At 41.9% G+C, this 13,432-nt stretch carries 11 protein-coding genes and 1 pseudogene; 4 read left to right on the top strand and 8 right to left on the bottom strand.

Going from position 1 to position 13,432, the window contains the following annotated elements:
- Nucleotides 1-10: 10 nt before the first annotated feature.
- A complete protein-coding gene (locus N5J47_RS13325; protein WP_279960704.1) occupies nt 11-2,539 on the top strand; it encodes a TonB-dependent siderophore receptor in 2,529 nt (842 codons plus the stop codon).
- Between the two features lie 91 nt (nt 2,540-2,630).
- Here the strand turns inward: N5J47_RS13325 and N5J47_RS13320 are convergent, their stop codons facing one another.
- Nucleotides 2,631-3,641, bottom strand: coding sequence for an AraC family transcriptional regulator (locus N5J47_RS13320; RefSeq protein ID WP_279960705.1), 1,011 nt, complete (start codon nt 3,639-3,641; stop codon nt 2,631-2,633).
- Between the two features lie 256 nt (nt 3,642-3,897).
- Between N5J47_RS13320 and N5J47_RS13315 the strand changes: the two genes are divergently transcribed.
- The 3 genes from N5J47_RS13315 to N5J47_RS13305 all read left to right on the top strand — a co-directional run bounded on the left by N5J47_RS13315 (nt 3,898) and on the right by N5J47_RS13305 (nt 6,036).
- Nucleotides 3,898-4,098 carry a type II toxin-antitoxin system Phd/YefM family antitoxin gene (locus tag N5J47_RS13315; protein WP_279960706.1) on the top strand — a complete coding sequence of 67 codons (201 nt, stop codon included), beginning with the start codon at nt 3,898-3,900 and terminating at the stop codon, nt 4,096-4,098.
- Between the two features lie 129 nt (nt 4,099-4,227).
- A complete protein-coding gene (gene yddG / locus N5J47_RS13310; RefSeq protein WP_279960707.1) occupies nt 4,228-5,115 on the top strand; it encodes an aromatic amino acid DMT transporter YddG in 888 nt (295 codons plus the stop codon).
- A 3-nt stretch (nt 5,116-5,118) separates the two neighbouring features.
- The gene (locus N5J47_RS13305) at nt 5,119-6,036 is read left to right on the top strand and encodes a DMT family transporter (RefSeq protein WP_279960708.1); all 918 of its coding nucleotides are present in this window, start codon (nt 5,119-5,121) and stop codon (nt 6,034-6,036) included.
- A 61-nt stretch (nt 6,037-6,097) separates the two neighbouring features.
- Here N5J47_RS13305 and N5J47_RS13300 read toward each other — a convergent pair whose 3' ends face one another.
- From N5J47_RS13300 to N5J47_RS13270, 7 genes and pseudogenes are all read right to left on the bottom strand, one after another.
- On the bottom strand, nt 6,098-7,276 hold the full coding sequence (locus N5J47_RS13300; protein WP_279960709.1) for a hypothetical protein: 1,179 nt from the start codon (nt 7,274-7,276) through the stop codon (nt 6,098-6,100).
- Between the two features lie 198 nt (nt 7,277-7,474).
- On the bottom strand, nt 7,475-7,828 hold the full coding sequence (locus N5J47_RS13295; protein WP_279960710.1) for an ethanolamine utilization protein EutQ: 354 nt from the start codon (nt 7,826-7,828) through the stop codon (nt 7,475-7,477).
- Between the two features lie 12 nt (nt 7,829-7,840).
- A complete protein-coding gene (locus N5J47_RS13290; RefSeq protein WP_279960711.1) occupies nt 7,841-9,160 on the bottom strand; it encodes an FAD-dependent oxidoreductase in 1,320 nt (439 codons plus the stop codon).
- An 11-nt stretch (nt 9,161-9,171) separates the two neighbouring features.
- The gene (locus N5J47_RS13285; RefSeq protein ID WP_279960743.1) at nt 9,172-10,374 is read right to left on the bottom strand and encodes an FAD-dependent oxidoreductase; all 1,203 of its coding nucleotides are present in this window, start codon (nt 10,372-10,374) and stop codon (nt 9,172-9,174) included.
- Nucleotides 10,363-10,524, bottom strand: a pseudogene (locus N5J47_RS13280) (rubredoxin); the annotation flags it as partial. The pseudogene N5J47_RS13280 and the gene N5J47_RS13285, both read right to left, overlap by 12 nt.
- Before the next feature lie 25 nt (nt 10,525-10,549).
- Nucleotides 10,550-11,980 carry an aldehyde dehydrogenase family protein gene (locus N5J47_RS13275; protein WP_279960712.1) on the bottom strand — a complete coding sequence of 477 codons (1,431 nt, stop codon included), beginning with the start codon at nt 11,978-11,980 and terminating at the stop codon, nt 10,550-10,552.
- A gap of 1 nt (nt 11,981) precedes the next feature.
- Nucleotides 11,982-13,172 carry an aromatic ring-hydroxylating dioxygenase subunit alpha gene (locus tag N5J47_RS13270; protein ID WP_279960713.1) on the bottom strand — a complete coding sequence of 397 codons (1,191 nt, stop codon included), beginning with the start codon at nt 13,170-13,172 and terminating at the stop codon, nt 11,982-11,984.
- Nucleotides 13,173-13,432: the final 260 nt, after the last annotated feature.

Here is a 13,432-nt window from a genome sequence, read left to right as displayed (position 1 = left end):
AGAAAACCACATGAAAGATAATCAGGCAAAAAGTAGATTGGCTTTGGCAATACGTGCAGTATTATGGGGTATGCCCGTTATTGTCACCAGTATCAGCACCAGTTCTGTGTATGCCGCAAATGTTTATAGTATTTCCATTGCCCAAACCACACTGGATCAGGCACTCAAGAAGTTGGCCATTCAGACAGGTACGACGATTAGTTACGATAGTGCTCTCCTATCAAAAGTACAAAGTAGAGCGATCACGGGTAATTATTCCGTCGAAGAAGCATTAAACCAATTACTCAAAGCACATCCATTTGAGGCTGTTAAGGTGACCAATGCGGGATATAGCATTCAGGCAAAACCAGCTACGGCAGTTGCCGAACCTAAAGTGGTTCAACTGGCGCCTATTCATACAAAAGCAAATGGAACAGAAGCGAATTCCACCAATAACAAAACAGGTGCTGTGCAATTAGCAACCATTCATTTAAGTGCGAATAAAGCCAATAACCTAACCACAGAGGGTTCTGGATCATATACAGCGAAAGCATCAACAGCTTCAACTGGCTTAGCCTTAACCCTTAAGGAAACACCACAGTTGGTGAGTATTATTACCAACCAACAAATGAAAGACCAGAACTTAACCCAATTAACCGATGTCGTAAGTCAAGCGGCTGGGCTGTCAATTAAACAAGGGGGAAATATCGGTAGTGACAACTCCCCTATTTACGCGCGAGGTCAGCAGGTCGATAACTATCTACTGGATGGTGTCAAACTAATGAGTTCATATTCAAGTATTTTCCAAAGCCAAGATATGGCCTTATTTGACCGTGTTGAGGTTGTTCGTGGCGCCAATGGTTTAATGACAGGTTCGGGTACAGCAAGTGCCAGTATCAATATGGTTCGTAAAAAACCCCTACAAGATTTTAAGGCCTCAGTCAGTGCTGATCTGGGTTCCTGGAATTATTATCGTACCGACATTGATATTTCCAGTCCATTAAATGCATCAGGTACTGTCCGCGGACGTACTCTATTTGCCTATCAAAATTCAGATTCCTATATTGATCGCTACAATGAAGAGCGCAAAATTGCTTATGCTGTGGTAGAAGCAGACCTTAGTGAAAAAACCAAAGGGAGTCTGGGTGTCAGTTATCAACAGATGGACCTGTCTGGTGTTGCACGAGGTGGTTTACCAAGCTTTTATACTGATGGTTCCTTGATTGATTGGTCACGTTCAGATTCAGCGGCTGCGAGCTGGACAGGCTCAGACCGTACAACAACTGCTTTCTTTGCAGATCTTGAGCATCAACTCAATGATCGCTGGAAGTTAAAAGGCATTGTGTCACGAACCATTACAGATTCCGATGAGGTTGTTGGCTATACCTTTTCAAGCAAAGGGATTGATAAAGCCACAGGCAGCGGTGCAATGCTTTATGCAACCCGCTGGGATTATCGCCCAACTCAGGATTTATTTAACTTAACCTTGAACGGTTCATTTGATTTATTGAATCAAACCCATGATGTGGTTTTGGGCACCACTTATACTCAAAGTAAAAACAAACGCCCAACCTATTCTGGATGGAACAACGGTATGTCATGGGATGGCAATCTGGATAATATTTTTACATGGAATGGCGATACTCCAAGCAGACCTGCAACTCAAATCGATGGTTGGTATAGTGGTGATGATCGTAGCAAATCTATTTTTGGTGCTATTCGTTTAAAGGCAACGGATGATCTGGCTGTTATTCTGGGAACTCGTGTTGAAGATTGGCAAAGAATCACAGGTGACCATTCAAATGCTGACAACAGCACAAGCTATCTTAAGCGGGAAGAAAATGGTGAGGTCATTCCTTATATTGGGGTAACTTATGATTTCACTGAACATTGGACAGGCTATGCCAGCTATACCAATATTTTTTCACCACAAGATAGAAAAACCGTTACAGGAAGTTATATAGAACCATTGGTAGGCAAAAGTACAGAATTGGGAATTAAGGGTGAATTCTTTGATAATCAATTAAATATCGGTGCCGCAATTTATCAGACTAAAGAAGACAACAAAGCCGTGGCAATTACTGGAGTATTAGCTCCAGATGGTTCTCAAGCATATCGGGCTGAGTCTGGAACAGAAAGTCGTGGTTTTGAAATTGAGGCAACAGGTAAAATTACGGATGTATGGCAAATTTCAACCAGCTTTACACGTAATCTGTCTACAGATAATCAGGATAAAAGGTTAAACACCAACGTACCAGACAACACAGCTAAACTGTTTACCACCTATACCTTACCTTATCTCGATGAAGCGATCACTGTAGGTGGTGGTGTTCGTTGGCAAAGTGAAATTTATGAAAAAAATACCGTGTCTAATACAGGTCGATTTACTCAGGACAGCTATGCTTTGGTCGATTTAATGGCACGTTATAAAATCAATGATCAGTTGATATTGAATTTCAATCTTAATAACCTATTCAATGAAAAATATCATTTAGCTACCACCAATAGTTATTATGGTGCACCAACCAACTTTAGAGTGGGTTTAAAATATGATTGGTAATTATGGTTGATGAATGAGAGGATTTACGTCATTGTCTAATCCTAAGGTAAGGGGTATATCTCCCCTTGCTTTTCTCATTGTTTGTTTAAAATTAACTCGTAAGTTTTTCCCGTTCCTGTTGCGGTGTTTTACCTGACCATTCCTTATAGGCTCGGGTAAAGGCGCTATGTTCTGAATACCCTAGTAACAATGCAATTTCCACAATCTGTAACCTGTGGTCTTTCAAGTAAGATTTTGCCAGTTCATAACGCACAAAATTCAATTCCTTACGGAAGCTGGTGCCCGCTTCTGTCAAACGTCGCTGCAAAGTACGGCGGGAATAATGCAAGCGTTCCACAAGTTGATCAATATCAGGTTCACCCTGATGCAGCAAATGGGCAATATGTTTGCGCACCTGCTCAATCATCTCATCCACATAAGGCAAGCTTGCAATCAACTGGTCAGCATGTTTATCCAATATGGCCACCAGTGTTGCATCAGGTGTTTTTAATGGAAGACTTAGCATTTCCAGACCAAAACGAATCAGTGGAACGGGTTGCTCAAAAAGCACGGGACAACCAAAATAATCTTCATAAGGTTTGATATCTTCTGGCTGTTCATGGATAAAATGCACCGCTCGTAAGCTATCTTTACCCCGAATCAGACTACGGCCAAACTGGACCATCACAGTACGCCCCGTTTCATCAACCAAACCACCCGCCTGATACTCTTCAATATCCCAAGTGAGTTCCACATAGTCATCAAGAATCTTGATATTGGCTGGCACCACATCAAAGACCAGCCGCTGATAACGTTCAAAACGCTGCATTGCTGTGAAAAAATTATCACATGCTGAAAGTACTGCTCCCAAAACCCCAAGATGACGGGCCGTAATGGTTTGGCCCACATGCAGACCAATCAGGGGATCATTTAAATAGCTTCTGGCTGTTTCCAAAAGACTTTGCCAATGCTCAACCGCTACTCCACCAAGGCCATTCGGATTTGGGATGGGCCAAACTTCACCCAGTACGCTTTCGGGGTCATGCCCCTGTTTTTCCAGATATTCAAACAGAAGCTGTACGTAGGTTTCTGGAATTATTCTCTGATGTAGAGGCTTGACCAATCCATTTGTCTCTTTTGATTTTCTAATGGCGGAAAGTATCAAATAGAAAATTTAAAACTGTCAAGTGAATAAAAGGTATCAACTAAAAGTTTAGTGCCTTTAAATTAATAAAGTTTCTACTGCCAGATTAAGATTATATCTATTGATTCCATTCATGACAAAAAATCATTAGAGATTGAGAATAAATCGATTGAGCCACCTTGCACTCTTTCTTATCTTTTAGCCCTATCTATAAAATAATGAATGGAATTTAAAAATGATCAGTTGGAATTATTCTAATGCCAGAGCTCAGCTTTCCATGCTGATGGATCAAGCATCAGCAGGTCATCCTGTGGAAATCACACGTAAAGGTAAAGAACCTGCAGTGATTATCAGTAAAGCATCTTATGAAGCCTACAAAAAAGCTGAATATGATGCCTCATATTTAAAAAAATATTTACATCCAGACAATTATTAAATTTTTTAATATAGCCATCAATTTTTGCATGATAAAAAATCATGAACCCATGCTAATTCATCGTATGAACCTCTCTTCTAAATAAGTCTATTAAAAATTAATATCATGTTATTAGACAGGGAAGTCACCATGAATAGTAATATTTCCACATTGATTGGTATTTTAGCTTTAGTTCTTTGGGCAACTTTGGTTGGATTATTACGTCTTTCAAAAGAGAATTTTGGACCAATCTATACTGTTACTTATGTTTATACGTTGAGTGCCATTATTTTATTTTCACTTTATGGCCTCCCTGACTTTAAAAAAGTCTCCAGAAAATTTCTGATTATTTCCAGCCTGCTTTTTGTAATTTTCGAATTATGTTTTGCTTTTTCCATTACATTTGCAAGTTCCTCAGAAAAATCGATTGAAATGTATATCCTATTCAATACTTGGCCAACATTATCAATCATAATGCTTGCTTTTTTAAAAGAGGAAAAAGTTAATTTTTTTAGTATTATTGGAATTTTGATTAGTTTCTTCGGGGTTATACTTATTAACTATCACCCAGAAATTAATTTCATTGATAGCCTTGTCAAAGATCCATTAAGTTATTCTCTTATTTTTCTATCCGCCATACTTTGGGCTGGATATTCCATCTATGTGAAAAAACAGAGTAATGGGGTCAATGCTGTTTCCCTGTACTTTATTCTTACAGCGATTGCCTTGTGGATACTCACCTTTATAACCCAAGGTTTTGTATTACCCAATATCAGTAGCTTCAGTGCTTATCTTATTATTGCAATTAATGCATTTTTCTTTTCAATGGGTTATTTGGCCTGGAATGTGGGCATTATTAAGGGTAATTTATCTATTCTAATTATGCTGGCCTATTTCACACCCATTCTTTCCTCTATATTTTCAGCTCTAATGCTCAGCTCACATCTTTCCATAAACTTTTGGTATGGCACAGTTACTGTCACGCTGGGTTCATTATTATGCTGGCTATCCATCCGCAAGAAATCTATAAAAGAGTAGATAATGAAAAAAACAGGGTTATCTCTTCAACTCGGTGCATTGTTTGCCCTCATCTCTGCACTACTCTTCAGCAGTAAAGCCATTTTTATTAAACAAGCCTATGCGATCACTCCCAATCTGGAGGCCATTACCTTAATGGCCATTCGGATGCTGAGCGCCTTACCATTTTTCTTATTGATCTGCTGGTTCTTTCGTAAAAAAACTCCAAAAGTAGGTTTAAGAACATGGTTATATTTAATCTTTGTCGGTATGCTCGGTTATTATATCTCCAGTTGGTTTGATTTTTTTGGCCTAATGTTTATTAGTGCCACTTTAGAACGAATTATTTTATTTCTTTATCCTACTTTAACCGTGGTTTTATCCAGCTTTATATTTAAACAAAAACTACATCCGAAAGTCATTTTTGCCTTGATACTCAGCTATGGTGGAACCTTATTGGTGATGTTGCAGGAACAACAAGCCATGCCAGAACAGGGGAATTTTTGGTTGGGGGCAAGTCTGGTCTTTGCCAGTGCCATCACCTTTGCCTGTTATCTATTACTCACTCCACCCTTAATCCAGAAGTTTGGTTCATGGAATTTGACTGGATTATCCCTCTCTGCCGCATGTATCTGTACTTTAATTCATTTTTTTATGACCACACCTCAACCATTCATCCTATTGAGTGAGTTACCCCTCAGTATTTATGGTTATGGCATTATACTTGGCTTATTTGTGACTGTACTACCAACCATCTTACTGGTTCTGAGTATCGAATACTTGGGATCATCACAGTCAGCCATGATTTCTGCAATCAGTCCAATCCTGACTATTTTATTAGCTGTACTATTTTTAAATGAACATTTAAATATGATTCAATGGCTAGGCTGCATATTTAATATTATTGGGGTGATGATAATCACTTTATCTAAGAAAGTTTAATGGATTAAATAAAATCAAAAAAATATGGGCGCTAGGAGCGCCCATATTTTTCAACCTATCTTTAAAAACTATACATAAACATGAGATTCACCAACTTTTTCCATTTACCGTCATCGCCTGCTGCAAATGAATCAGTATTTCCACCAATGAATACATCATTTTTACTCATGACATATTCTGTATAAAGGGAAATATTTTTATGGTTCCAGGCTGCACCAATGATATTGCGTTGTGAATCTTGAAAGCCATTTTTATCCTTATTGAATCCACTCAGGACGATATAAGGCGTAACATTCAGATTATCCTTTACATTCTTAAATGTATAATTCATGTCAACTGAATAAAAAGTTCCCTTATTTGCAATATTGTATTCGGCGTCAAATGAACCAAAAGTTGAATAACTGGAAATTGGATCCTTGTTATCTATTTCAATCTGTCCACCCGTAAGCGTTAGGCTGACACTCTGGTAATGAATGGTATTAAATAAAGACCATGCCTTACGATTACCCTCTTCACCATTACGCTTGTTATCAAGCTGCGAATACCAATAGCTTCCACCAACCGCCATTTTTAAGTCATCATGATTTAAAAAGTTGAGGTTCTGGCTCACACGTGCCACCACCATATTCTTTTCTTTGAGGCTGGCCATGGTTGGATTGTCTGTTTTGACTGTATTGGCCGAGTAACGGGCAGTATCATTATCCGCTCTTCCTGTATAGTTGCCTCCATCTCTCACAAAATAAGCCAAATCAACCTTGGTCGCTGATGGCAACTCTGCATGATAATTCAAGCCTAGATTGAGCACATCCTGAAGCCCCATTGTATAGTTGAGACCCGCATAAAAGCTGCTGTCCCAATAACGACCTGGACCAAAAGGAACGGGCTGTAAACCAAGGGTAACGTTATCCGTCTCATTTAGGCGATAGCCAGCGTATGCGGAAACCAAGGTTGAGAAATCACATAGATCATTCCACTGATAACAACGCCATTGCGCATTGGCAAATACGTTTGGTGACTCATATCCAAAGTTGATAATTGCAGCATCAAACTGAACACTGTTATCTGGGTCAACATCATGACCATAGTCTTTGTAGTTGTATTTGGCACGTAGCGTACCTGAAACCGTAAAGGCACCCGTATCAGCTTTTGGATCACCTATTGTAATGCCAGCAAAGGTCGGCAATGCCATCCCAAATACAAATAAGCCCATTCCAAAATTACGATAAATTATTGTATTCATTTACAAATCCTTGTTTAGATGTGTGTACCAAGAAACTTGATCCTGTTTCCTATTTCACTTTTTTGACAATAAAAACCCCTTTCAGGTAAACCATTCCCTAAAATTGAGCTTTAAAAGTTTTTAAATTCAGATGGAATCTATAAGAACAACCTCTTTTCAAATCACTTTAAAAAGAATGTCAAAAATAGATTTAAAGCTTTAGGCTAAGCCATGTAGCTCTTTCCAGTTGCCTGGATGTACCACATAGCCAAAGGTCGCATGACCGCCATAAACCAGATCAGTACCCTCTGGTATCCAGAGCATTTGTCCAGGGTGAACCTCATATTTCTGACCATTGGCAGTCAGTTCAAAGCAGCCTTCAATTACAAAAATCACTTCGTCATAGAGTAGTTTCCAGGAGACTTCCGCTCCCTCCCAGCGAGCAAAACCAATGCCTATATTAGGAGATACATCTGTGCCCAATGCACGTGCCACATAGGCTGTGCCTGTTGGCGTCTCCCCACGCAGATTAAAATCAAGCTCTTTACTATCGACTAAACGAACTTCTTTCATGCTGATATCCTTTTATAGCTCACTCTTGCTTTGCCACTTCGCTAGGGCAATACGGAATTTCACTCCCATGCCCAAAAATGGTTCTGGTGGATTTAAACTTGGCATTCCTGTGACATAGCGAATATCGTTCAAGGCTTGGGAATCGGCCCCAACCACTAGATCGGCAAGTAATGTGCCTGAGATTGTTCCCCATGCTGCACCAACACCATTGTCACAGGCACTGGCATAAACCCCCTCATCCAGCTCACCAAAGAAATTGGTAAAGTTACGTGAAATGGCATAAACGCCACCCCATGTATGGGTAAACGGTACATCTGCCAAATCATGATATCGGTTTAGGAATGCTTTACGATGTTCGTTATAAATTTGTTGTCGGGCATAATCACTGACGTTCGCACCATACTTCGGTACATGCTTATAGGTATTGCGGATCAGGATACGGCGGTCTGCCGTCATGCGTAAGGTTGTACCTGCGTGATGGGCAGGAGTCAGCCCCCAATCCAGTTCACCGTTATAGACTTTCATTTCCTGATCAGTCAGTGGACGTGTCCAGCTGGCGAAAGTCATCACAGGCAATAAACGATTTTTCAGATAACCAAACTCTTTGGTGAAGATACTGGTTCCCAGCAATAGTTTAGGGCTAATGATTGAACCATTGTCGCCTTGTAATAGCCATTGCCCATTTTGCTTTTGTAAGTTGCGAATTGGAGACTGCTCCAGCAATTCGACATTTTCTGGCAGATTTTCACCCATGCCACGAACCAAGGCGGCTGGTTGCATCAAATATGAATTTGGTGTAAAAATCGCTCGACTATAGTAGTCTGTCCCTATTACCTTTTTCAGTTCAGCCTTTTCCACCCAACGATATTCTTCACCCAAGTCTTTCATCAAGTGTTCAAAATGGGCGAGATGCGTTTCTCCAAGCTCTCCAACAGCTCCCTGATATTTGCCTGCCGCCGACCACTGGCAGTCTATGTGAAACTTATCCACCAAACCCTGTAGCTGAGCAATCGCTGAACGATTCAGGCTCAATAACTTTTGCTTTAATGCTGGGTCGGGATGTTCTAAAGAAAATTTATGGGGTAAATCAATCACAAAACCCGAATTACGGCCAGATGCCCCCTCGGCAACACACTGTGCATCAACCAAAATAATACGGGCATTGGGTTTTAGTTCAGAGAGCCTGCGGGCTGCCGCCAAGCCCGCAAAACCCGCACCAATAATGGCATAGTCCGCTTGTTGTGTACCTGTAAGCTTTTGAACAGGCTTAGTCCTTATTGGTAAAACATCATACCAACCACAACTTTTATCATCATTTGGTAAAGCGATCATTTCGTTCGTCCTTAAACTGTAGCTGGATGGGTATTGAGTTTGGCAAGCCATTGGCTACGGTGTTGCTGCAATTGGCGGCCAAGTAACGCAAAGCCTGTCAACTTGCCCGTTGCATCATAAAAACCTGCTGCCCATTCATCATTCTGTTGTTCAATACGCCACTCCCCCTCACTCATCGCAGGGAGAAGCGATAGCGGTAAAACTGGGGTTTTGACAATGACAGGGCTGTCCTGTAATTGCGTGGTTTGGTTCTTGCCAAGCAAATTATCAGTCAGGGCTGGAATCGCCTGGTTAATTGGCGCGATATAGGGTGTCCACTGCCCATTCACCTCGGCACAGTCACCCAGCGCAAAAATAGATGCATCACTGGTACAGTGATCCAAGCCTGTCAAAATACCCCGTGCGGTATCCAGACCCGCTGTCTGGGCTAAAGCAATATTTGGACGTAAGCCCACAGCACTGACAATAAGGTCGGTTTCAAACTGTTGTCCACCCTGCAATGTCACCTGATAACGATTATTGACCGCCAGAATTGAATGGATACTATTTTGCAGTTTCCACTCCACCCCCAGCTGGCTCAGTGCCTGTTGCAAGGCATTGCCTAAAGGTTGTGGAATCAAACGCTGCATTGCCCACTGACCCAATCCAACCACGGAAACCTGAATACCATGAACGGCCAGATCATTGGCAAATTCACATCCAATCAGGCCATCACCCAAAACGGTGACATGCTGTTTACCTGTCAGTTGCTGACGGAAATGACGATAATCAGCCAAATCATTGACACTCAGAACGGCTGAGGTATCGCCCTGAATTGGCACCACAATTGGGGTTGCACCCGTTGCCAATACCAGACGACCATATGGATATTCACCAATTGAGGTCTGGATTTTTTTATTGGCACGGTCAATCTGGGTAACTTTGGTATGGGGATAGACACGTACATTGAGATGTTTTTCCCAGCTCAAAGCTGTTTCACGAACCAGACTGTCCCCATCCTTACCCAAAGCCAAGGCATTGGATAAGGCAGGCTTGCTATAAATCGCCCCATCATCTGCGGTAAATACGGTAATAGACACATCCTGAGATTGCTTGCGTAATGCCAAAGCCAGTTGATAACCTGCATGTCCACTGCCAATGATCACGATAGGCTCAACCACACTGATCACCTGTGGTTCTTCTATCTCAATATCAGTATCAGTAATATCCAGCATTTCAAAATCAGCTTTGCCGACCTGACAATCAGGACACAGCCAGTCTTCTGGGACATCTTCCCATTTTGTGCCTGGAGCAATCCCATCTTCTGGCCAGCCTTTTGCTTCGTCATAGATCCAGCCACAGACAATACATAACCACTTTCTCATCGTGTCTATTCCCTTATATCCCAATTTATGCGTTATGTTTCAGACGAATCCCAATATTGCGGGTCTGCACATAACTGTAGATGGCTTCCTGCCCTTTCTCACGACCAAAACCCGATAGGCCAACACCCCCAAATGGGGTTTCAATCCCACCTGCAAACCATTCATTGATAAATACCTGACCTGCAATCAAACGGTTTGCAACACGTAATGTCTGGTTAAGATTTTCACCAAAAACGCCTGCCACCAAACCAAAGTCCGTGCCATTGGCTATCGCAACGGCTTCATCTTCATCATCAAATGGCATGATCACCATGACAGGCCCAAACACTTCCTGCTGTGCAATTGATAGATTTGGTGTTGCCTCAACAATTGTTGGTAAAACAAAATAGCCTGCCAACTCAGGAGCTGTACCACCTGTTAAAATATTGGCTCCCTCTAGGCGTGCTTTCTCGATCATTGCCAGTATTTGCTGCTGCTGATCTTTAGACACCACTGGAGTCAGCTCAGCATTGTCTTCACCAATCCCAATACTCAGGCTTTCCGCCAGTGCCACCACAGCATTTTTCACCTCGTCATAACGGCTGCGATGTACCAACAAACGCGACATGGCTGAACAGACCTGTCCAGAGTTATAGAAAATACCCACTTTGACACTGCGTAATAACTGCTCTAAATCAACATCAGCAAAGGCGATTGCGGCTGATTTTCCACCCAGTTCCATCACGGATGGCGTAGCACGTTCTGCTGCATCTTTTAAAATACGCTGGCCTGTGGGGACTGAACCTGTAAATACAATTTGATTGGTATACTGATGTTTAACCAGATGGGTACCGACTTCTGAACCTTTACCGCACAACAGGTTAATCGCACCTTGTGGAAAGCCAGCTTTTTCAAGTGCCCTAAACAACAGCACCATACCCAACGGTGAGACTTCTGGCGATTTCACCACAACGGCGTTTCCTGCCGCCAAAGCGGGCGCAAGTGAACGGGCACAAATTGAAACGGGGAAATTCCACGGTACGATCTGAACCGAAACACCCATTGGAATATAGGAGGTAAAATCAACGTAATCCTTACCCAAAGGAACAGAAATACCTTCGACCTTATCTGCCATACCTGCGTAATATTCAAAATAACGTGCCGCCTCATCAAACTCTTCACGGGCAGTATCCAGATTTTTGCCATTCTCACGACAAAGGATTAAAGCGCCCTCTTCGGTAAATTCACGGATTGCGGCGGCAGCTTTAAGCATCCAGGCAGTGCGTTGTGCAGGACGGACATCGGTTAATGCACCACTATTGGTACAACGGCATGCGGCTGCCATAGCGGCATCGGCATCGTCAATACCTGCCTGGGCAACTGTTGCAAACACTTCTGCTGTCGCAGGGTTGATGACTTGCAATTGGCGGGAACTATCCAGCCATTGGCCACCAACATAATTGAGGTAATGCTGCATATTATGCCTCCAATGCCTTTTTAGCTTGGGTTGCCAACCACTGTTGGAAGAAATGTGTGGGCAAGTCCATTTCAGGTGAGAACACACCACCACCAAAACCAGGAGAATGACGGCCTTTTTGCATGGTCTCAACTGCAAAAACATCTTCAGCAAATACCACTTTCCATGATTCCAGCGTTGCTGCACGGCATGCATCATATTTAGGGTCTAGTGATTCATCGCCAACATAGTACAAACGCAGTTTTTCAATGGTTTTTTCGGGTGCAATCGGGTCAATCATCATGGCAAAGGCATGATCTGCCTGAATACCTAACAGTACATTTGGAAATACCGCCACATATTCAGCATGGCGTAACTGGTCTTCTGGCCAGCTTGGGAATTTTGGCAAATGCGTTCCTGCGGTTGCAGACAGGTTGTATTTATAACTGCCCTGTCCTGCAAAACGATCTTCGAACATGATGTTGTAGTGGTCTTCAAGTTTTGAATAGCTGTTTAATGCAGGATGTACCCACGGCAAGTGATAGGCCTCACAATAGTTTTCGACCGTGAGTTTCCAGTTACTTTTTACTGGAAGTTCAAAATGTGAACCAATTTTACTGCTATGAATCAGGTCTAAACCATTTTCTCCGAGGAAAGGTTTCCAGCGCTGCACCAATGGCGCAATATGTTCTTCAAATGATGCTGCATCACCTGAAATATTGACAAAAACCATGTCCATCCAGATTGCCGAACGGAGTGCCTTTAGGCCATGTTTTTCACATTTAAAGCGTTCATCTTTATGCTGACCAATTCCGCCAACATGCGGTGTGCCTTTCAGGTTACCATTTAGGTCATAACTCCAAGAGTGATATGGACAACGAATCACCCCCTCAATGGCTCCCTCATCATGCACAAGCTGCATGCCACGATGGCTACAGACATTGTGGAAAACCTGAACCAAACCATCACGGTTGCGCATCATCACCAATGGCATGCCCATGAAATCCACAGGTTTCACATAATTATTTTTAGGTAAATCAGAAGCAAAACCGACACATACCCAGGTTTTGCTTAAGATATTGTCACGCTCAAAATTAAAGTATGCATCGCTGGTATACGCCATATTTGGCATACCATTGGATTCAGTAATAGGGTTTAATACATTGTCGATTTGCTGAACCGTAATCAGTTGCTGGCTAACTTGACTATTCATCTGATAATCTCCATTTATTTTGAATAACGCAGAACTCCCTGCGTTGCTATTAACTATGCGTTGGCATCATGTGCTGCTTGATAAAGATTGTGTTAAACACGATTCAAAGTGACAAACGACTTTTTGGCTAGGTATCTATGAGTTTTTATCATGTAGCCTGAAAATGCTTTATTGGATGAGTTAAATGCCTAAAAACAATATGTGCATGATTAAAACTCACTGGTGAATGAGAATAAATCAGTTGAGGGATCTTCGTACTC

The sequence above is a fragment of the Acinetobacter sp. GD03645 genome (assembly GCF_029845285.1).
GTDB classification, from domain to species: domain Bacteria; phylum Pseudomonadota; class Gammaproteobacteria; order Pseudomonadales; family Moraxellaceae; genus Acinetobacter; species Acinetobacter corruptisaponis.
This window is presented reverse-complemented; position numbering and strand designations above follow the sequence as displayed.

Excerpts from the sequence above, each read along its gene's own strand:
- N5J47_RS13325 (WP_279960704.1), top strand. The coding sequence starts at position 11 with ATGAAAGATAATCAGGCAAAAAGTAGATTGGCTTTGGCAATACGTGCA.
- N5J47_RS13315 (WP_279960706.1), top strand. The coding sequence starts at position 3,898 with ATGATCAGTTGGAATTATTCTAATGCCAGAGCTCAGCTTTCCATGCTG.
- yddG (WP_279960707.1), top strand. The coding sequence starts at position 4,228 with ATGAATAGTAATATTTCCACATTGATTGGTATTTTAGCTTTAGTTCTT.
- N5J47_RS13305 (WP_279960708.1), top strand. The coding sequence starts at position 5,119 with ATGAAAAAAACAGGGTTATCTCTTCAACTCGGTGCATTGTTTGCCCTC.
- N5J47_RS13300 (WP_279960709.1), bottom strand. The coding sequence starts at position 7,276 with ATGAATACAATAATTTATCGTAATTTTGGAATGGGCTTATTTGTATTT.
- N5J47_RS13295 (WP_279960710.1), bottom strand. The coding sequence starts at position 7,828 with ATGAAAGAAGTTCGTTTAGTCGATAGTAAAGAGCTTGATTTTAATCTG.
- N5J47_RS13290 (WP_279960711.1), bottom strand. The coding sequence starts at position 9,160 with ATGATCGCTTTACCAAATGATGATAAAAGTTGTGGTTGGTATGATGTT.
- N5J47_RS13285 (WP_279960743.1), bottom strand. The coding sequence starts at position 10,374 with ATGCTGGATATTACTGATACTGATATTGAGATAGAAGAACCACAGGTG.
- N5J47_RS13275 (WP_279960712.1), bottom strand. The coding sequence starts at position 11,980 with ATGCAGCATTACCTCAATTATGTTGGTGGCCAATGGCTGGATAGTTCC.
- N5J47_RS13270 (WP_279960713.1), bottom strand. The coding sequence starts at position 13,172 with ATGAATAGTCAAGTTAGCCAGCAACTGATTACGGTTCAGCAAATCGAC.